The sequence below is a fragment of the Terrisporobacter mayombei genome (genome assembly GCF_020748465.1).
Classification (GTDB): domain Bacteria; phylum Bacillota; class Clostridia; order Peptostreptococcales; family Peptostreptococcaceae; genus Terrisporobacter; species Terrisporobacter mayombei.
The window spans coordinates 249688-270041 of sequence record NZ_JAHZMP010000003.1; the positions used below are offsets into that span (position 1 = coordinate 249688).

General features: G+C 28.2%; 17 protein-coding genes. 2 read left to right on the forward strand and 15 right to left on the reverse strand.

Features of this window, described 5'->3' with window-relative positions; translation table 11 throughout:
• Positions 1–516 precede the first annotated feature (516 nt).
• The gene (locus K0039_RS11890) at positions 517–1191 is read left to right on the forward strand and encodes a beta/alpha barrel domain-containing protein (protein WP_228105291.1); all 675 of its coding nucleotides are present in this window, start codon (positions 517–519) and stop codon (positions 1189–1191) included.
• Between the two features lie 161 nt (positions 1192–1352).
• Here K0039_RS11890 and K0039_RS11895 read toward each other — a convergent pair whose 3' ends face one another.
• The 8 genes from K0039_RS11895 to K0039_RS11930 form a co-directional block, all read right to left on the reverse strand.
• The gene (locus K0039_RS11895; protein ID WP_228105292.1) at positions 1353–1880 is read right to left on the reverse strand and encodes a hypothetical protein; all 528 of its coding nucleotides are present in this window, start codon (positions 1878–1880) and stop codon (positions 1353–1355) included.
• Positions 1881–2314: 434 nt separating this feature from the next.
• Positions 2315–3127, reverse strand: a complete 813-nt coding sequence (locus tag K0039_RS11900) for an alpha/beta fold hydrolase (RefSeq protein ID WP_228105293.1) — start codon at positions 3125–3127, stop codon at positions 2315–2317.
• A 227-nt stretch (positions 3128–3354) separates the two neighbouring features.
• Positions 3355–4197 (reverse strand): phosphatase PAP2 family protein, encoded by an 843-nt coding sequence (locus K0039_RS21995; RefSeq protein ID WP_228105294.1) that lies wholly within the window; start codon positions 4195–4197, stop codon positions 3355–3357.
• 11 nt (positions 4198–4208) lie between these two features.
• Positions 4209–5315 (reverse strand): alpha/beta hydrolase, encoded by a 1107-nt coding sequence (locus K0039_RS11910; protein WP_228105295.1) that lies wholly within the window; start codon positions 5313–5315, stop codon positions 4209–4211.
• Between the two features lie 78 nt (positions 5316–5393).
• Positions 5394–7643, reverse strand: coding sequence for a beta-glucosidase (locus K0039_RS11915; protein WP_228105296.1), 2250 nt, complete (start codon positions 7641–7643; stop codon positions 5394–5396).
• Between the two features lie 207 nt (positions 7644–7850).
• Positions 7851–10361: a GH39 family glycosyl hydrolase gene (locus K0039_RS11920; protein ID WP_228105297.1), complete on the reverse strand. Its 2511-nt coding sequence runs from the start codon at positions 10359–10361 to the stop codon at positions 7851–7853.
• 200 nt (positions 10362–10561) lie between these two features.
• The gene (locus K0039_RS11925; RefSeq protein WP_228105298.1) at positions 10562–11812 is read right to left on the reverse strand and encodes a chloride channel protein; all 1251 of its coding nucleotides are present in this window, start codon (positions 11810–11812) and stop codon (positions 10562–10564) included.
• A complete protein-coding gene (locus tag K0039_RS11930) occupies positions 11805–12047 on the reverse strand; it encodes a hypothetical protein (protein ID WP_228105299.1) in 243 nt (80 codons plus the stop codon). The genes K0039_RS11925 and K0039_RS11930 overlap by 8 nt, the downstream gene beginning before the upstream one ends.
• A 636-nt stretch (positions 12048–12683) precedes the next feature.
• Between K0039_RS11930 and K0039_RS11935 the strand changes: the two genes are divergently transcribed.
• Positions 12684–13316 (forward strand): GNAT family N-acetyltransferase, encoded by a 633-nt coding sequence (locus K0039_RS11935; RefSeq protein ID WP_228105300.1) that lies wholly within the window; start codon positions 12684–12686, stop codon positions 13314–13316.
• A gap of 64 nt (positions 13317–13380) precedes the next feature.
• Here the strand turns inward: K0039_RS11935 and K0039_RS11940 are convergent, their stop codons facing one another.
• The 7 genes from K0039_RS11940 to K0039_RS11970 all read right to left on the reverse strand — a co-directional run bounded on the left by K0039_RS11940 (position 13381) and on the right by K0039_RS11970 (position 20318).
• Positions 13381–14586 (reverse strand): COG4705 family protein, encoded by a 1206-nt coding sequence (locus tag K0039_RS11940; protein ID WP_228105301.1) that lies wholly within the window; start codon positions 14584–14586, stop codon positions 13381–13383.
• Positions 14587–15103: 517 nt separating this feature from the next.
• Positions 15104–16000, reverse strand: a complete 897-nt coding sequence (locus K0039_RS11945; RefSeq protein ID WP_228105302.1) for a 4Fe-4S binding protein — start codon at positions 15998–16000, stop codon at positions 15104–15106.
• Between the two features lie 629 nt (positions 16001–16629).
• The gene (locus K0039_RS11950) at positions 16630–16830 is read right to left on the reverse strand and encodes a hypothetical protein (protein WP_228105303.1); all 201 of its coding nucleotides are present in this window, start codon (positions 16828–16830) and stop codon (positions 16630–16632) included.
• Positions 16831–17209: 379 nt separating this feature from the next.
• Entirely contained in the window at positions 17210–17749 is a 540-nt protein-coding gene (locus K0039_RS11955; RefSeq protein ID WP_228105304.1) for a hypothetical protein, read from the reverse strand.
• Between the two features lie 649 nt (positions 17750–18398).
• A complete protein-coding gene (locus tag K0039_RS11960) occupies positions 18399–18851 on the reverse strand; it encodes a GNAT family N-acetyltransferase (RefSeq protein WP_228105305.1) in 453 nt (150 codons plus the stop codon).
• A gap of 13 nt (positions 18852–18864) precedes the next feature.
• Positions 18865–19014, reverse strand: coding sequence for a hypothetical protein (locus K0039_RS11965; protein ID WP_228105306.1), 150 nt, complete (start codon positions 19012–19014; stop codon positions 18865–18867).
• A 197-nt stretch (positions 19015–19211) separates the two neighbouring features.
• A complete protein-coding gene (locus tag K0039_RS11970) occupies positions 19212–20318 on the reverse strand; it encodes a glycoside hydrolase family 10-like protein (protein WP_228105307.1) in 1107 nt (368 codons plus the stop codon).
• Positions 20319–20354: the final 36 nt, after the last annotated feature.

Genomic DNA, 20354 nt, shown 5'->3' on the forward strand with positions numbered 1-20354 from the left:
CTTTTAGTTGTATATAGTTGAGCAAAATCTATTATGGCTATTTTAGCCGCATCTACTTTAATACGGCTCCAAACAATTTTTTCTTATAGACTTTGCTCGGAGCCTTTTACATTTTCAAATTGAACAGTGTTTTTCATTACATTTTCACCTCTATATATATTTATTTTTCAATGATGTTTAGTTTATGTAAATCTATTATATACTATATTTACACAAAATCATCTCATTAGCCTTCAAATTTATTGGCTCATCATATTTTTTGTTTTTGGTTTGTATAGTTCCTTTTCTGTTTATAATTAATGTGGACTCATAATTAGATAAAACGCTTATTTACAACATATTAGTCTAAAATAAAAAAACTTGTCTAAAATTAGAAAATAAAAATAATATTTATCAATAAAATATAGGAAATTTAAGACTTCTGATTTATAATTAAATATAAAAATGTTTTAAATAAACTTTAAAATTAAATGTACAAATATTATGAATATAAAATTTTTAAGGAGGCTTTTATCTATGAAGCAAAGACCAAAATCAATAGATGGTACACTTAGAAAATCATTCTTACGTGTTCCTGAAGTCATTAGAGAATGCAGCGGTATAAATATTTTCGGAAGACGAATTAAATCCCTTGTTTTTTCAACTGACTTAGCCATTATAAGAAACGTAAATGCAGACGCAGTAATAGCTGTATATCCATTTACACCTCAGCCAATAATTACACAATCTATTATTATGGCTTCTGATATTCCAGTTTTTGCAGGAGTTGGTGGAGGTCTTACGAAGGGAATTCGTTCAGTTGTATTAGGAACCAATGCTGAATTACAGGGTGCTATTGGTGTAGTTGTTAATGCTCCAACATCAAACGGTGTAGTCAAAGCTTTATCTGACTCACTAGACATACCAGTTGTTGTTACTATTGTGAACGATGATACAGATATTCAAGCAAGAATAGATGCTGGTGCCACTATTTTTAATGTTTCTGCTTCTCTTGATACACCTAAGATAGTTGCAAAAATTAGACAGGCTTATCCTGATTTTCCAATAATAGCTACAGGTGGGCCTACTGAGGAAAGTATAAAAAGAACTATAGCTGCTGGTGCAAATGCAATCACTTGGACACCACCTTCTGTTGCTCAATTGTTTAAGGATGTAATGAGCTCTTATAGAGAAAATTTAGATGCACACTAGTGTGTCATTCTGATATAAAAATTAATATGAACCCAAAAAGGGATACTATATTTTTCATACATAGTATCCCTTTTATTTTTTAAATTTATATCTTCACTTGTCTCCCCCATATGTCTCCACAATACATTTAAATCCTTTTTCTTCAGCATAAGTTGTTTAATCTAAAATGCGCATTCAATAAAGTTGATATTTCTATATTCTACAGCCATTGGTACAAATCTAACTCTACCACCTTCGCAAGCTATTCTAAATCCTTGAATACTTCTATTATCAGCTCTATCTACTGCCATAAAGAATTCAGAAGGAGTAAAGCCTCTCCTCATTACTATCCTAACTATTGCCATTCTCCTACAGTTATTTATAGTGAATTGGCCACCACCAGGTGATATGAAAGGCTGAGGAGATGATCCTCCACCAGGAAATACAAAAGGCGTAGCAGATGGCCCACCACCAGGTAATAAAAAAGGTGGATCGTCATCTGCTTCTGAATTGTTGCCACCACCTTCATTGTTATATGGCTCATAAGTCTCGTATTCTTCTAGAGGCATAGCAGGCTCAAATAAGCTAGCAACTTCTGTGTATTCACTTCTAATATCCACATCAGGATATGCTTCTTGTACCTCTCTAAGATATACAGCCATAAACTTGTAATAATTGTCCCAATATTCTTTCCAGTAATTTCTGTCCATTGTTGATTCTCCTTTTTGTGATATAAATATTGTTCTATATATCATATGTAAATATTGGGTAATGGTTCTTATTTGTGTGGGTTAAATAAATAGAATTAAAGAAAAGGATTAAATTATGGAATGATTGAGTTCTCTATTATAAGCTTAATATTCTCATTTTTTATTTGTGTCAAGCTTTATAACGTATATGCTAATTGAAAGTAACTTTAATTCTTTTTTACTATTACTTTAATAAACTAGGTAGTATCCATACATCAGTGGTACATATTTCATCACTATATCCTTCTACTAAACCTTGTAATATACCCTCTTTTAATGATTTTAATTCTTCTAAAGATTCTATTACTTGTACATAACCACCTCAATCTTTATCTACATCATAAAAAAGATATTGACTTTTAGCCAATATCTTTTTCGTAGATAGTTATAAAACTTTATTCCTCAATAAACTTCACCAATTCTTCATTAAATCTATCTCGCTGATCATAGAATGATGCGTGCCCGCTGAATTCAAATGGCAGAAGCCTAGAATTTCTAATACTTTGATTTTGCACTTTACCTAGTGGAAATGGAACAACCTTGTCATGAATTCCATGAATAATTAAGGTTGGAACATTTATTTCTCCTAAATCAGAAAATAGTACTTCATTTATCCAAGTATTTGCAATTGCTGCAGTTGACCATCCCGCTGCTTGTAAACCTAATTGTAAAAACCAATCAGAGAATGGCTCAGTTATATGCTGAAAGAAAAAAATATCACCAAAATCACTTAGCATTTTAGGTCGATCATTGTATGTTCCCTCAATAATTTTAATCACGTCCTCTTCTTCTAAACCATATGGAAAATCTGGACGTTTGATAAGACTAGGAGCTGCTGCTGCAAAAAGAGCAAGTTTGGATACTCCGTATCCCTTATGGCGAGACATGTATCGAATAGCTATAGCTCCTCCAGTTGAATGTCCTGCAAGTATGAAATCATGTAATTTTAAGCCATTAACCACACATCTAACATCGTCTGACAATCTATCATAGTCGTAACCTCCATAAGGCTTATCCGACTTACCAAATCCTCTCTGGTCTATACCGATACATCTGTAGCCTAGTTTTGGAAGCTGATTAAACTGATATTCAAACAGATTATGATTCCCAGGCCACCCGTGTAGAAACACTATTGTTTTATTGCCATCTGGGTTAAGATCCTCTACGTAAACTTTCACATTCGGTTCTACTTTAACATAATACCCCATACACATACCTCCATATAAAAATACTTTATTAGTAGGTTATTCTTATTCATAGAAATATGTGAGTTGTCTTTTTATTTTTATACCCTATTTTAGTTTTCAAAGAGTGCAAATTAGCAGGCTAAACTCTTTCAGCAATACTCATATTAAGGTTTACATTGTAATTCAGAAGGTAGTGATCTTGTGTTAGGAGTTGGTTAAAGATCTACTTGTTATAGCAATTCATATGTTTATATAAACATATGAATTGCATCTTTCTCCTCTAAATTATTTATATATTTGTTTTTTAATAAAGTAAATATTACTAATGTTATAGTTACACCCATAGTAACATCTGATGCAAAATGTGCACCTACAACAATCCTACTAACTGGAACTAATAATGTCCATAATATTGCAAATCGTATAAACCAACTTTTCTTATCCTTTAAACTAGTAACAAATGTTGGTATTAAAGTAATCCAAGCCATAATTGCTGCGTTTGCACTATGACCTGAAGGGAATGACATAAATTCATTTCCTGATGCAAAACCTTGTGGGATAAACCACATTGAATGTCCAGCAAAAGATCCTACCTCTATCATATGTCTATAACGCTCTCTTCCCCATAGGAATTTGATTGAATTAAATGCGATTATTACAAATATAAATGTTAATATACCTACAATTGCCGCTCTTCGTAATTCTTCTTTATGTGTAGTTGCACATTTCTTAGCTATAACATACGATACTGTAATATAAATAGCCATAAGTATAGGTATTAGAGCCTTCGGACCATGTAAATATTTCACTGGTATCATAGAAGCCATTAATGAGAAGAAAATCAGTAATACAATATAGCCAACTGTACCTAAGTTGTATTTTATTGATTTATCTTTCTCTCTAGTTAACATTAAACTAACTGTACAAAATGTTGCAATAATTGCAGAAGGAAACTCCCCAATTGCTTCAAATATTAATCCAAATTTACTCTCAGGATTGTATACAGCATTAGATATGTTCATATCTGTAAATGTAAATACTAATAATAATAATCCAATAATAGACAACCCAATTTTGTATTCCTTTTTCACTTTATACCCCTTTAATTGCTGTATTTTAAAATAAAATTACCCATTTCAATTGCACAATCTTCACTTTGTGGATACACCCCTATGTTATCTCCATATGCATGACCAAAACCTTTATATAATACAGTTGTTGTGTCAACTCCCGCTTTAGTTAGCTTAGAAGCATAAGCTAGACATTCTACCTTTAAGAAGTCATGCTCTCCTACTGTAATAAATGTAGGTGGTAGGTCTTTTGCATCTCTAATATATGGAGTTAGATATTCATTTATAGTATCATCCGTCCCTAAAATACTTTCTAACCCTCCTGTTAATCCACTAAACATATCTAGCATCATTTCTAAACCTTTTCTATGTTTTGGAGCCATTTCATATTCATCTTTACTCCATTTGTAGAATTCATCTTCTACATTAGCCATGTTTACAGTAGGATAAAGTAATAATTGTCCTTTAACTATACCTGAGTTAGCTTCAAGGTCCCTTGTAGTACAGTATTGTGTTAAATTTCCTCCAGCACTATCCCCTGCTACAAATATATTTTTCTTATCTGCCCCTAAAACATCTGCATTATTGTAAATCCATTTCAATACAGAGTAGCAATCCTCATGACCTGTGGGATATGGATTTTCTGGTGCTAAACGGTAGTCAACAGAGAAGGCAAGTACATCTGTTTTTTCAACAATCAATTTTACTAATTCCTCAACTACATCAGGAGAACCTCCAAAGAATCCTCCACCATGTATAAAGTAAAGAATTGGAGCATTTTCATTCATAGTTTCAGACTTATAAATGCGTACCGGTATTCTATATCCATCATTAGCTTCTACATGTTTAGTTTCAATTTCAATCTTCTTTTCTACTATAGGTACACTCTTAACTTCTCCAAACATTTTTCTTAGTTTTTCAACAGATTTTGGAGAATCATCCATCTTCATCATACTTTTAGGCATAAATCTCATCATTGTAAGTTGCTTTTTCATATCATTATAAAGTCGAGGGTCCATTGCTCCTATTTCATCACTATCAGGTAATTTTTTAACTAAAACATTTGCTCCCTTTATATTAATTACTTCTTGTCTTTCTACAATCTTATCTAGTAATTCTTGTGAATATTTTCTACTCATTTTTACTTCCCCCTTTTACTTATACATCCACCCAATGTTTCAAATCATTTTCCTAGGGTGTAAAAACAAACACATACTTTATTTATTTTCTGAGTTTATTTCTTTTATTAAATTATTTATTGTATCTTCTAGCATAGGATTAAATGTAGCTAATGCTCTCAAAGGCATATACTTCATCATTTGAGCAAACATATCCCCTTCTCCTAATCCATCACTTCCTTCTCCAAACATTTTCATCATAGCATCAATCATTGGTTTAACCGCTGGATGATCTATTATATCTCCAATAGCAGTATTTTTAGTGACTGCTTTCTTAATCTCTATCGTTGAGTTAACTTTTATAGTTTCTTTTAATACTATATCTCTAGAAGATTTACCTATTAATATTTCAAACGCTCCACTTTCCACATGCCAATCTTTTATATCAACATTATAGTATGCAAAACTTCTCTTATCCAATTCAAATGAAATTTCTTTTTCTTCCCCTGGATTTAAACCTACTTTTTCAAATCCTTTTAACTCTTTCATTGGTCTTTGAACATTACTTACAACATCAAATACATAAAGTTGAACTATTTCTTTACCATAAACATCACCAGTATTCTTAACCTTTACAGTTACAGTTAATTTATCAGTATCATTTATTTCTTTGCTGCTTAATTTTAAATCGCTGTATTCAAAGTTTGTATAACTTAAACCATGTCCGAATGGGAATAATACATCCATTTCCTTTTTGTCATAATATCTATATCCCACAAATATTCCTTCTTTATATCCCACTTTGTCTATTTCCCCTGGGAAGTTTAAATGAGATGGATTATGAGCAAGTTTTACTGGGAATGTTTCTGCCAACTTAGCCGATGGGTTAACTTCTCCATATAATATGTTTGCCATAGCACTTCCCCCAGCTTGACCTGTTAAATATCCTTCTACTAAGCCCTTCACTTCATTTACAAAATCCATTTCAATAGGAGAACCATTGCTTAATACTACAACTATATTTTCATTAACTGACTGTAATTCTTTTACTAAACTTTCTTGGTTTATAGGCATTCTTAAATGCTCTCTATCAAATCCTTCTGATTCATACCTTTCTGGAAGACCTATAAATAAAACTACTTTATCTGCTTTAGTAGCTAGTTCTTTAGCTTCATTTACTAATTCTTCATTTATATCATCAATACTTAAATCATATCCTCTTGAGTATAATACGTTTTCTTCTTTTGCTATTTTTAATATTTCATCATAAGCATTATCTAGCCTTGTTGGACTTATATGAGAACTTCCTCCACCTTGGTATCTAGCTTTTTTAGATAATTCTCCTATTACTGCTATTTTTTCATTTTTATTTAATGGAAGTATGTTTTCTTCATTTTTTAAAAGCACTATACATTCCTCTGCTATAGATTTTGCTAAATTATGATGTTCTTCTTTATCGTAAGTAACATTTTCTTTTTTATTTTCTAATGCTATTAATATTATATTTAAAAGTCTTTCTACTGATCTATCTAAAGCTTCTTCACTTAAAGTTTCATTCTTAATAGCTTCAACTATTATAGAATCTCCTTTTCCATTATCAGCTGGCATTTGAAGTTCAAGCCCTGCACTAAGTGCCTTATCTCTATCAACTACAGCACCCCAGTCAGAAACTACAAATCCTTCAAAGTTCCATTCATCTCTTAATATTTCATTTAATAATCTATTATTTTGAGAACAGAATTCTCCATTTAATTTATTATAGGCACACATAACAGTCCAAGGTTGAGCTTCCTTTACAGCAGTTTCAAAACTAGCTAAATATATTTCTCTTAAAGTTCTTTCATCTACTAATGTATCTATAGTCATTCTTCTACATTCTTGATTATTAGCTGCAAAGTGTTTTAAAGATGTTCCTACACCTTGACTTTGAGTTCCTATTATTTGATTTTTAGATAATTGACTTGATAAATATGGGTCTTCTGAATAATATTCAAAATTTCTTCCACATAATGGTGATCTTTTTATATTAGCTCCTGGCCCTAGTATTATAGAAACATCCTCAGCTTGACATTCCTCACCAAGTGCTATACCTAAATTTTTTACTAAATCTTTATTCCATGAACATGCAAGTGCAGATGCAGTTGGGAAACAAGTTGATTTGACACTTTCGTTTATTCCTAAGTGGTCAGCACTACCAGCTTGCTTTCTAAGGCCATGTGGTCCATCTGTCATCATTATTGATGGTATATTTAATCTTTCTATAGCTTTAGTATTCCAAAAGTTTAATCCAGAACATAAAGATGCTTTTTCTTCTACTGTCATTTTTTTTATTAAATCTTTTATATCCATAAAATCCACCCTCCCTATTTGGTATCGTTTTCTTAATTTTAATTTTACAACTTATTTTAAATTTTTTCATTTTGATTTTTAACTAATTTATGGCTAAATATTAATGAATTTTTAAATATATATTTTATACATAAGTATGTCTTTTCTTCTTTTAATTAAAAATTCACCATAATTAGGTTAAAAATCAACCTATCATGGTGAACTTCATTAATATATTGGTTTTATAGTATAAATTTTAACTTCATGAGATTCTAAAATACTTCTAATACAATATTTTTTCTTTATATATTCATTATATTTTTTTATTTTTGGTGTGGAATTATTATTTATATAAGTTACATCTTCCTCATCAATATAATTAGGATGATTCATCTTAATCCAGGTATCATATGCTGATCCATAATCTTTTGAAATAGTGTATTCTCTTATAAGATAATTACTACTTTTTAAATTATTTAACTCTATACTGATGCATTTTTCACATTTACGAAAAACCTCATATCTATTATACTTATTTATATGAGAAGTATCTCCATTTAAATAAATATTATCGAAATGACAGTAATTATAAATCATAATTTCATATTCATCAAAATTTTTAGTTATAAAATATCCATCACCTTGTTCTATTAATTCATTACCTAATCTGCTTAATAATTCATAAGCATAATAAGCTGGCTTTTTTATTCCATTAGTAGTTATCATACCTAATCCACCATGAAAAATGTCATTTTCAACAATGGATTCTTCTATTAAATCACTAGCTACCCAGTATCCAAATCCATCTATAGTATCAATATTTTCCAGTATGTTTTTACATACATAACTAGACTTATATAAAGTATCATTAGTCAAATCTCTATGTGAAGCTGTAGAATTCCACTCTGTCATATAAATTTCAATTTTATCTAATTCATATTTTTTTAATTTCTTTTTTAATTTAATAATAAGCTCCTTTAAATAGCCTTCATTACTATCTATAAAAAGACTTCCTTTATATGGACTATCCATACTTTGATTTAATAATTCATTCATTTGATAACACCCTATAGGGTAACTGTGAAAACTTATAAAATCTGGTCTACATTTATTATCTATGCAATACTTTATATATTCATCCATCCAATTATTCTTAAGTATTGTATATCCTAAAATCGAAGGTCCTCCTACTTTTAATTTATCATTTATATTTTTTATCGTTTTATAAGTTTCTTTGAAAAATTCATAATAATAATTTTCTTCAAAACCAAAAGCACTTTCTATATCAGGCTCATTCCATACCTCAAAATGCCAGGTCAAAACTTCAGCCATTCCATATCTATTTATACAATGCTCTATAAGTTTTTCTACCAATTCATTCCATAAACTTATTTTTTTAGGCTTACTTATTATGCTATTAGTATAAAACATTTTTTTATTTTTATCTAAAGCTAATTTAGATGGCATAAATCCTAACTCTAAAAAAGGTTTTAATTTTATACTAAGTAGAAAGTCAAACAACCTATCTATATATGTATAATTAAAAATTAAATTTCCGTTTTCATCTTCATCATATACCATCATATCATCATCAAAAATACCATGAAATCTAATATACTTAAATCCTATTTTATTTTGTATTTCTATTAACTGTTTTTGAACTTCATTAAAAAGCCCTTCTTTTGCTTTTCCTATTGTTATTAAACTTTTCCAACTATGATTTAATTTTTTTGTACTTCTATCTAAGTCTACACTTATACTATTATCTATTTTATTTACCATGTTTGTATTTTTTAAATCTGATTTATTCTCATTATTTATATATTTTAAAATAAAGTCCATATGTTTATTAGCATTAAATTCAAAATAATTAATACCTTTATTTTCATTTTTATTTACTAATTTATTTGCATTATATAACTTTTTTCTATAATTACTTGGAGTATCATTATAAGAGATCTTAAATAAATGAGTAAAAGATTTAACATTCGCAAAACCATTATTTGATGCTATATCAATTATATTGTAATCTGTACTTATTAAGTCCTTAACCGCATGATCTAATCTCAATGAATTTAAATAAGTTAAAAAATTTACTCCCATGTGTTTTTCAAAAAACTTACTAAAATACTGTGGGCTTAAATACTCCATTTTTGCGATATTACTAAGGGTTATCTCTTTATTGTAATTTTCTTTTAAATATGTAATTACTCTATCTAATCTTTCTAGATGTTTATAACTCTTTTTATCATATACATCTTCAACATTAGATTTAAATCTATTTACAATAATATATATAAGCTCATTTAAAAGAGAATTAATCTTTAATTTGTATCCATTATTTTCTTTCATATAAAAATATATTATTTGAGCTAATATACTTCTAATTAAATTAAATCTATCATCTTCTTTTTTATATTCAAATGATTTGCAATCAAAGTTAATTTTATCTATGCCTTCATATAAAAAATCTAATTTATTTAAATCTATTTGAAGTGCAATTGCAGTATTTTCTTCATTAGATTTAACAGAGTGAATTTCTTTAGAATTTATAATAATTAAGTCATCTTCTTTTAAATTAAATAACTTACCACTTAATACTAACTCCACGCTTCCTTTTGTTACAAATAAAATTTCTATACTTTCATGCCAATGGCTTTGAACATTATTTATTTGATGAATAAATATTTTGACAGGCAATGCATCATTAAATTTTATTACTTCGTATATATAACTCATCTTCTCACCTACTTTTATTATGACCCGTTTTAAATAGTATTCTTATTAATATAATCTTACCATTTTTACTTTTAAATTCAAAATATTCTACTATAGTGTAGCTGAATAAATATATAAAAAGAAAACTCACACTTTGCCAGTATGAGCTTTTCCTGGAAATAAATCGCAGGAATAAAACCCACGATTTATTTCTTAATACTTTAATTTTTATGTGCTACTTTCATTTCCATATCATTAATCATTTTACCTATAGCTGCAGCTAATACCATTGGTATTATAGTGTTAATTGGAAAGAAAAATATTAATAAAAATATAGCTACAAACATATTTCCTATAGCCTTACTTGCAAGGCCTGTAACTATTACAGACAAGCAAAAAACTGGATCTATAGAAAATAACTTAGACAATCCATAAGCTAGACAACTTCCAGAAAATATCAAAGGAAATATATGTCCACCTCTATGCCCTGTTGATAAACATATTTCTGTCAATAAAAGCTTTACTAATGATAATAAAATCAGCATATAAACAGACATATTATTCCACTCAACAACTAATGCTCTTAATTCATGTTCTCCAGAAAATAATGTCCAAGGAAAAATAGTTCCTAGTATACCTATTCCTAATCCTCCAATTATTCCTTTTAGTATTTTTTTATTTTCAATAGGCTTTAATATTCTATTTAGTACTAAAGCATAAATTTTGTATATATATGCAAGTAACATAGCTATAATAATTAATGGTACAAACCAGATAATCTCTTTAGACCCAATATTACTTTGTCCAAATTTAACTATAAATGAAGGTCTATTATCAAATTCTGATAATAACATAAATACTAAAAAACCAGCTATTGTTGTTACAGTATAAACAATTACTTTTATGTCCTTTATTATATGTGTATTTTCTGAACTTTTTTCGCTTAATGTATATAGTCCAAATAAAGGTGTTCTAAATATAAGTCCTGCACTAACTTGCATACTACATTCTATTAGCTCATCTGAATGCTGGTTAACAACATTCTTTTTCTTAAATCGTTCTTTCATTTTATCCCCAATAAAGGTAATCATTCCTCCTACAATACCTGATAGTGCAGCCTCTGGTCCAACACTTGCACCAAAGAATAGTATTGTTAAAGAATCTATAATGGAATATTTTAACGATTTATACTCTACTCTTTTATTTTTCTTAAACTCTTCTAGCGTTTGGTCCATATATTTTGGGTACCCTCCAAAATATTTTTGAGTGATCCCGACTAAAATACCACCTATACTTGCAACTATTAAAGTCCAATATTTTATATGAAAAAAATCTTTTAAAGTGTGCCATATAAAATGTGTACCTATATTTACAATTCCTAAAAATGTCCATGTTAAAAGACCTACAAATGCACCCATAAGTGCGCTATTAATCATTAATGGTAAATCTAATTTTACAATTTTTTTATCCAATGCATTTCCTCCTTAAGTTGCTCTTGAGTAAATTTAATATTTCTACCTTTTCTTTTTCTTCTGCATAAGTTGGGAGATTGCATTTTCTTCTGTAATACCTCACTCCTCTACAAACTGTATTTTCATCAATACCTATTCCTTCCGAAATACTTGTAGAAGATTTTCCACTTTCAATTATATATTTTGCTGTATCTTCTCTTACTTGATTGGAATATTTTGAATTATTACTTAGCATAGTTTTTAATCTCCTTTTCTATGCATATGATGCCCTAAACACTCTCCAAAAACCACCGAAGACCAATTCTTTATTTAACAATTTCTATTTTAACACTATTCTATTAACATTTGAACCTGGCAGCTATAAGATTCTGTGTCGAAAAAATCATTTAATAACTCTACTTCAATACAAGTTTTAACCTTTAAATCATTTTTATTTATATAATTTAATATTTTATTTTTACTTTCATTTTCTTTTTCTTTGCTATAAGCTAAGGTTAAGTACTTTCCTTCAGGTAATATTTTTAATAACTTCTTTCATCTTATTTATATTTTCTTGTGCTTCATACTTTTTTATTTGTAAAAACTCCAATAACTCATCAGTACTACATTTCTTAAAAATTTCTTGAAGTTCTAGTATACTAGTTCCTATAACTCTACACTCTCTTATAATATCTTAATGCTTTTATTGTAATTCCTTTGATTTTAGCAACTTCTCCAATAGAAAATAATTTTTCCATTAAAATCACACCCTTTATATCTTTAGATAACTTATCATTGACTATCCTCTTAGGGGATACATTACTATTATTATAATCTAATTACAATAAAATAGTAATTGCAAGTTATTTATGTGAAAGGATGGTATGTAAATATGGATAATGTAATATATAGAGATTTATGTAAAGAAGATTATGAACGTATTAAAGAATTAATTTATAAAGCTTTTGGATTTGATGAGTTTATTCAAGACAGAAAGTATTTAGATACAATATCGACTGCTTACCTACAAAGTTGCATCTTATCTAGTTCTTATAGCAAAGTGGCTGAAAAAGATAACAAAATTATCGGTATTATTTTAGGTAAAGCAGAAGGTGATAAAAATCGATTAGTAAAATTCCATAATATTTTAAGTTATGCATCTTCCGGATTTAAATTAATTATGTGTAATAAGGAAAATAGAAAAATATTTAAAGAGTTTTCAAAAGTACACAAAACATATAATGAAATTATTGAAGGAAAAAATAAGAATTTTCAAGGCGCTATAAATTTATTTATCGTGTCTGATGAATCTAGAGGCCTTGGCGTTGGAAAAACCTTAGTTCATCATGTATTTGATTATATGAAAAGCATGGATGTGAAATCTCTGTACTTATATACAGATAATAGATGTAACTACGGATTTTACGATAGTCAAAACTTTAGACGCTTAAATGAAAAGGAAATATATTTTGATTCATTACAATCAAAGCTTGATGTATTCTTATACAGTTATGATTTTAATTAAATTTTATGTTGTTTATAAAAATAAGACCGTATCACTTACTTGTGATACGGTTTTATTTTTATTTTTATTTATTTGATTCATTTAATACATCAAGAGAATTATTAATTGCCGTTATACATTTATTTTTATCAGCATTTCTTGAACGAACTGTAGATAATACTTCGTCTATTGTTCCATCAATCTTATTCCATGTTGTTTTATCAATTTTCTTTAATTGAGCTGCTGAATTATCCCAAGCACTCTCCAAATCATTAGCTTTTGTTTTAGCTATAGTAAAGTCCTTAGAGTCTACAGAATTTAAGATATCAGTTTCTGTATTGATGAAATCTGTTAATTGTCCTGTTAATGTAACCTGCGTAGCCTCAGAGCCCCCTATATTATTATTTAACCAAAAATAACTACCAGTCCCAACAACTAAGAAAATACATAACACCCCAATTATTTGCGCTAAAACACCCTTATTCTTTCTATTAATTTCCTTTGATGATATTTTTTCTGCCTTAGGCGTTGTATCACATTTTGTAACACTTAGATAAACTATTATTGCTAATATAGCTATAAGAAAAATTAAGCTAGTAACTACTGTACCCAATCCTAAACCACCATATTTTTTAGGCTGAGATAGGTAATCCCCCAAGCAAGCTCCAAGTGGTCTAGTAAAAATATAGGCAACCCAAAAACTTAATACTGAATCAAGTTTTAAGAATTTATATGCTAAGAAAACACAACCTATAATAATAGCTATTGCTATTCCTGTACCAAGATATCCAAGGCCTAACTGTTCAGAATATAAGTCACCTACTGCTGTTCCAAGTGCAAAGGTAAAAAGAATAGTAAGCCAATAGAAAGCTTCTCTTTTACTTGTATAAATTGAGTGTATTGAAAGTGTCTTTTCACTAAGATACCAGAAAAGGAAGGTTAATCCTAATAGCACAGCAAAAACTATTGTGCTAATCTCAAGAGGTACTCCGAGTCCGTCTGTTAAGTTATCGGTTACCAATGTTCCAAATACGCTTATAACTACAACCGTTACCCAATAAATTCCTGGTATATATCTAGTTGCTCTAAATTGAAGATACGCTACAATTATAAAAACTATTCCCATTATAATTGTAGTGTTAATTAATCCTAATCCAACATTAACATTTAAGAAATCTGAAAATGTTTCACCTACAGTTGTGCATAAAACCTTAATTATCCAGAAAAAAATAGTTACTTCTGGCACCTTGCTAAGTAAAAATTTTGTTTTATTTTGTTTTTCTAAACTCATATTTTTTATTCCTTTCCTTAAGGTGGGTTCCCACTATTTATTTAACAATTTTTAATTTTAATATATATTTTTAAATAATCATAAATCTCTCCTCATAATATTTAATATATAAAAGTTTACCTTGTTATAATTTTAAATTCAAAATGTTAAAATGAACTTAAAATAACATTAAGAGCAAATTAATTTTTTCTACATAATTTTAATTAAATTTTCATATATTTGGAAAATAAATTATACTTTTATGATATATTTTTAGTACACTTCGCTATTAAATAAAAGGCTATGTTAAACTATTTGACTGTTAAATATAAAAAACAAAGAGATTATGTTTTAATATTTTGCCAAAACATAATCTCTTTGTTTTTATTATAATAAATTTGTGAATTCACTATAAATACTAATTTATTATAGATGAATCAAATGATATCCTTTACCATTTTTAATTACATTGATAGTATCATATTGAACTGATTTAGATTTAACAATCTCATATAAACATGTATTTCTTATATGTATATTATTTTCTTTCTTTCATAGTTAAAGCCTTTGCCTTACAAGTACTATTACAAATTCCACATCCAATACACTTACTTTCATCTATTGTAACTTTACATTCTTTAACTTCAAATACTCCAAAATGACATCTTTTTGCACATTTACCACAACCAACACATTTATTCTCGCCAAAGTCAACAATATATTTACTAGGTGGCCAAATTCCTATACTCTTTCTTCTTTGTTGTGATCTAAATACATAACAACAATCACCACAACAACTACATATTCCATTCGGATTAGCTGTATGCATTAACCCTGCTTTATGTGCTTCTATTACAATTTGTTTTGCTTTTTCTTTATTTATTTCTTCGCTAATACCTCTATCTGTACGTGTATTAATGCCATTTTCATATGTAATACATGTTCTTCCAGGTAAGTTACAATCTCCCTTCATAGAGCGACAATCACAATAGTTTAAATAAACTGGTCTATTATCATTTTCAATAAGTTCAAGTAATTCTTCTAATAAATAAACTCTGTCTTTAGTAGGCAATTCTTCATCTTTAGAAAGTTTATTATAAAATGAGTTAAAAAACCATTTTTCTATTTTTCTTCTAGCTTCTTCATCAATACTTCTATACAACTCTTGATCTAAAATACAGAAAACATTTAACTTCTCATAAAAATCATTTAAACAATACAACCCCTGTTCATTATCCACAATATTAATTAAACCATTACGATAACTATTTTTAATAAATTCTTCATCACTAGTTATACTTGCAATGTCATTTTCATCGAAAATATCTTTATCTATTTTTTCTACAAATTCAATTTCTGAAGGTTTAAAAAATACATCTAAATAGTCAATAGCACCTTCTGGAACTTTAAATTTTTCAATAAATAAGCTATACATACTATCACTCCCTATTTGTAATATGGTCCACTGTATCTTGCTTTAAAAAGTATAATGCTTTAATTTTTCATTTTCTTTATTTGCCATTTCAAGAGCCTTTTTATAATAATTTAATGTCATAGTTATATCTCCTTTCAAATAGTAGTTATATTTTATCCTTTACTTAAGCTTGGTATATTTTTATCTGTACATCTCTGTTATCTTTCCTTTACACATCGTTTTATCTTATATTTATCTTATATAAATTTATTATATATAATAAAGAACTACTAAGCTATAAACTTAGTAGTCCTTATCCTCTTTTTCGAGGGTTTGAATGGTGGAAATTATTAAATAAATCTAATGCTATATTAATTAGCATAATTGGAGCTTTTATTTATGATAAATAAAAAATCACTCTTACTAGCAATAAGAGTGATCCTAATAAAGAATAATTCATTTATACATAGAAATCACACTTTCATTATTTATAACTCTTAAGAATGAAAGTGTGTTTATTTTTTACACTTCATTTTAAAACTCATATACATATGGCGCCCAAAACCGTTGTCCAAGAACCATCGCAGTCCAATTTTTAATTTTTTTGGCTTCATTATTATAGGCTCGTCTACATTCTAATATAAATCTATTTATTGTTCTAAATATTTATCAAATATTATTGTTGCCAGCTCTTCCTTTGTTAAAGTTTCAAGACTTGGTATATCACATAAGTCCATTTCTAATAAAAATTCTCCACACTCTACTTCTAGATATGACCCACTATCATCTGATTTGACTTCCCATCCTTCTAAGTCTGCTACTATATTGGCAATTCTCTCTTCTTTAGTCATTTTTACACCTCTTTTTTATTTTTTATGTAAGTATACTTTAGTTTAACTTTTATTATAAGTTTTATCAATCCAGTTAGTAAATATAACTTAGTAACTCTTTTATATCCTGGTATTATTTTTTCTTATCATAACTCAAAAGATTTACAATTATTATTTTTCACTTCTATAAAATATTTAATACATTCATTATTTATACACATACTTATTTACTATATATTTAAATATAAAAAACTACTAAACAATAAACTTAGTAGCTCTTCATCTTATTTTGGTGGTTCTGAATGTTGGAGATGATTTACAATAATCATCTCCGACATTCAATATTTATATTAAATTTTTTTTTAATTGAATTATTTAAATCTAGTAATACTTTGTATAATTAACAACCTAAATACCTAAATTCTATACTAGTTAAAGCTACAGCACCCTGGAAGTCATTAGTAGCTGGAATACGAGCAATGCTCAATAATGCAAAATCTTCTGCTCTGATAATATCTTCTAACTTAAACTCTAAAACATAATGATTATATTGCTGACTACCTGGTGAATTTTTAACTGGAATATTGTTTCTATTAACAGTATTTAAATCATCTATATCTATTACTCCATTAGCTCTAGTAAATAATGATGAAAATCTAATTGAAAATCTATCTCCTGGTGTATTTGTATTATCACTTATTAAATGAACAAATACTTTAGCATTTTGGCATCTTCTTACAGCATCTTTTGGTACACTAAAAGTTAATGAATACTCATCTGTATCACCTACAGGTATAAGCCATCCTAATATAAAAAGTCCAGAACCTCCAAGTTGTTCAGTGTCAGGTCCAGTGGTATTAGCATCATTAATGTTTCCAGCATTGAATATTAATGATTTATATTGTGGTTCTTCATAATTATAATCCCAATTATCTGACATATTAAAACACCTCCTTCCATAATACAATATATTCTGCATTTCCAATTATGTTACTTATTTTATACAATTAAAAAAGGCATTGATTTTAAAATCAATACCTTTTCATGTTCTCAAATATTGGAGATGAGGGGATACTCTAACATATATTTTTTTAGTAATTTTTATTTTTTATCATATCATTTATTTGTGTATATTGCTTAATTATATCAGTTCAATATTTTATTTAGCTTTTTTATTTTTCTTTAAACTTAATTGTATTGTGTGCTAATACCTATCCAATATATATCTATAACGAATCTTCCATCTTCAGGGTTTCGGTATCTAGCATTCAAATAATATAATCCTGCCTTATTATCGTAAATTCCACCTGTGTAACAGATTTCATTGTAGAAGTAGTATTTTTCACCTCCGGAGCTTGAAATATCTATAATTGTGGCAATGGCATTTTCTGTTGTTAATAAAATACTCCAATTATAATGGTAGATATATTTGGAGTATTTTTTATTTATTAAATAAGTTTTACTTATTTAAAATTAAGGTTTTGTTAAAGAACAGTGTTGATAATATGATATATTTTAAGGTAACTCGTTAAAAAGTTTCCTTAATTCACATTTTGAAAATTACGACTTAATACAACTACTGGTCATGATTATTTTTCTAATACATTTATACCCTCATATTTCATTAAGTAATAAGATTCCTTTTCTGTAACTTCCTCCTCGATTGTCCACCCTTGAGATAAATAAAAATTCAAAGCATTTTCATTTGCCTTTACACATTTCAATACTAATGGTAATCCGACTACTTTTGCAGATTGATTAATCAATGCTTTTCCTACTCCACACCTTTTAAAATTTGATGAAACAAATAAATTGTGAATAAATTTATCTTCTTCCCAAATTGAAACAAACCCAGCAATCTCATTGTTTATTTTTGCTGTTAATATTAATTCTCCTTCTGTACTAATATCAAAATCATCTAATTTTATGCTATCATATTCCATCCAATTGAAATCTTCTTGTCTTGTGTTTAAAAAAATCTTTCGTAGGTCATCATATTCTTCTTTTTGAGCCTTTTGTATATAAATATAATTTTTATTCATTGCATTTTCTCCTTTAATGGATATACTTACATCTTCTTCTTCCTATATCATCTATTGGAACATATCTATATTGTTCTACTACACTTGCTGTGCTTCCTTCATCAAGCTCATATTTGTCTTTTCTCCATGTAATTAATTTCGTGGCCGAATTTGTAACTACCAAAAACTTACTTTTTAATAGTAAATTTATAAAGTTTCAATCTCAACTTTTATTGCTGTAGCTCCTTCCAATTCAATCCATTTTAAACTTGATTTAAATTCTGAGCCACCTTATCTAAATTGCATATATTTTCTATAACATAGGCTCCTTTATTTTTAACATATTTAATCTAAGTTCATATTTTATTAGATTTCTTTTAATTACATATACATGTTAGCCCATTGTACAGGTGTAATAGCCTTACAACTATATACTTGTTTAAATTGTTCTACTACATTTCCTGTGTTTTCTTCTATATTTCTCATACTAAAAAATATACTTCCTTCAGCCTCACAGTAAGTTCTATTTATAGTTATCTCTTGAGCTATTTCTTTTGCTATATCTACATTATTTATATTTTGACCTATATATAAACTAACATCTGTACCCTCTACTAAATCTGACCACCATTTTACTAAAGTTTCATAAGGACTATTTTTGTTGTCTATAGTCCAATAAATTTGAGGAGCTATATAGTCTATAATACCTTCTTCTACCCAAGTTACAGTATCCATATATGCATCATAATAGCTCTCTAAGTTTTTACTCTCCGATCCCTTAATATCGCTACTTTTATTTTTCCAAACACCAAATGGACTTATACCAAATTGAACAGATGGTCTTATTGATTTTATGACGTTATATACTAATCTAATCATTTGGGTTACGGCCTCACGTCTTTTATTTGCAATTTCTCCTTCTCTATCTTCGCCTTCTGGTAGAGGATAATTATACGGATAAAAATAATCATCAAAATGAATTCCGTCTACACAATAGTTTTTTATTATTTCATAAACTGTAACAGCAATATAGTTTACAACTTCTGGATTCTCTGGGTTATAAAATAATGCATTTTCAAAAGGTAACACCCAATCTGGTCTTAATTTTGCTACATTATTGTTTGCTAATTTATCCAAATCAGTCCCTTGTGTAGTTACTCTATATGGATTTAGCCAAGCATGAAACTCCATATTTCTTTTGTGAGTTTCTTCAATCATAAATTTTAACGGATCATATCCTGGATTAACACCTTGCTTTCCTGTAAGATATTCTGACCATGGATTTATACCTGATTTATATAATGCATCTGATACTGGTCTTATTTGAACAAATACAGCATTGAAATTTAATGATTTTAAAGTTTCTAATATATCTATGAATTCTTTCATTTGTGCTTTAGGATTATTTTGCGTTTTAGGCCAATCAATATCATATACAGTTGTTATCCATACTCCCCTAAGTTCTACTTTTTTACAATTATTTCTCATATACTCACACTCCTATAAAATAGTATGATGGTTTAT

Excerpts from the sequence above, each read along its gene's own strand:
- K0039_RS11945 (WP_228105302.1), bottom strand. The coding sequence starts at position 16,000 with ATGTATAGCTTATTTATTGAAAAATTTAAAGTTCCAGAAGGTGCTATT.
- K0039_RS11935 (WP_228105300.1), top strand. The coding sequence starts at position 12,684 with ATGGATAATGTAATATATAGAGATTTATGTAAAGAAGATTATGAACGT.
- K0039_RS11930 (WP_228105299.1), bottom strand. The coding sequence starts at position 12,047 with ATGCTAAGTAATAATTCAAAATATTCCAATCAAGTAAGAGAAGATACA.
- K0039_RS11910 (WP_228105295.1), bottom strand. The coding sequence starts at position 5,315 with ATGAGTAGAAAATATTCACAAGAATTACTAGATAAGATTGTAGAAAGA.
- K0039_RS11895 (WP_228105292.1), bottom strand. The coding sequence starts at position 1,880 with ATGGACAGAAATTACTGGAAAGAATATTGGGACAATTATTACAAGTTT.
- K0039_RS11915 (WP_228105296.1), bottom strand. The coding sequence starts at position 7,643 with ATGGATATAAAAGATTTAATAAAAAAAATGACAGTAGAAGAAAAAGCA.
- K0039_RS11955 (WP_228105304.1), bottom strand. The coding sequence starts at position 17,749 with ATGTCAGATAATTGGGATTATAATTATGAAGAACCACAATATAAATCA.
- K0039_RS11950 (WP_228105303.1), bottom strand. The coding sequence starts at position 16,830 with ATGACTAAAGAAGAGAGAATTGCCAATATAGTAGCAGACTTAGAAGGA.
- K0039_RS11970 (WP_228105307.1), bottom strand. The coding sequence starts at position 20,318 with ATGAGAAATAATTGTAAAAAAGTAGAACTTAGGGGAGTATGGATAACA.
- K0039_RS11890 (WP_228105291.1), top strand. The coding sequence starts at position 517 with ATGAAGCAAAGACCAAAATCAATAGATGGTACACTTAGAAAATCATTC.
- K0039_RS11900 (WP_228105293.1), bottom strand. The coding sequence starts at position 3,127 with ATGGGGTATTATGTTAAAGTAGAACCGAATGTGAAAGTTTACGTAGAG.
- K0039_RS11940 (WP_228105301.1), bottom strand. The coding sequence starts at position 14,586 with ATGAGTTTAGAAAAACAAAATAAAACAAAATTTTTACTTAGCAAGGTG.
- K0039_RS11960 (WP_228105305.1), bottom strand. The coding sequence starts at position 18,851 with ATGAATAAAAATTATATTTATATACAAAAGGCTCAAAAAGAAGAATAT.
- K0039_RS11920 (WP_228105297.1), bottom strand. The coding sequence starts at position 10,361 with ATGAGTTATATATACGAAGTAATAAAATTTAATGATGCATTGCCTGTC.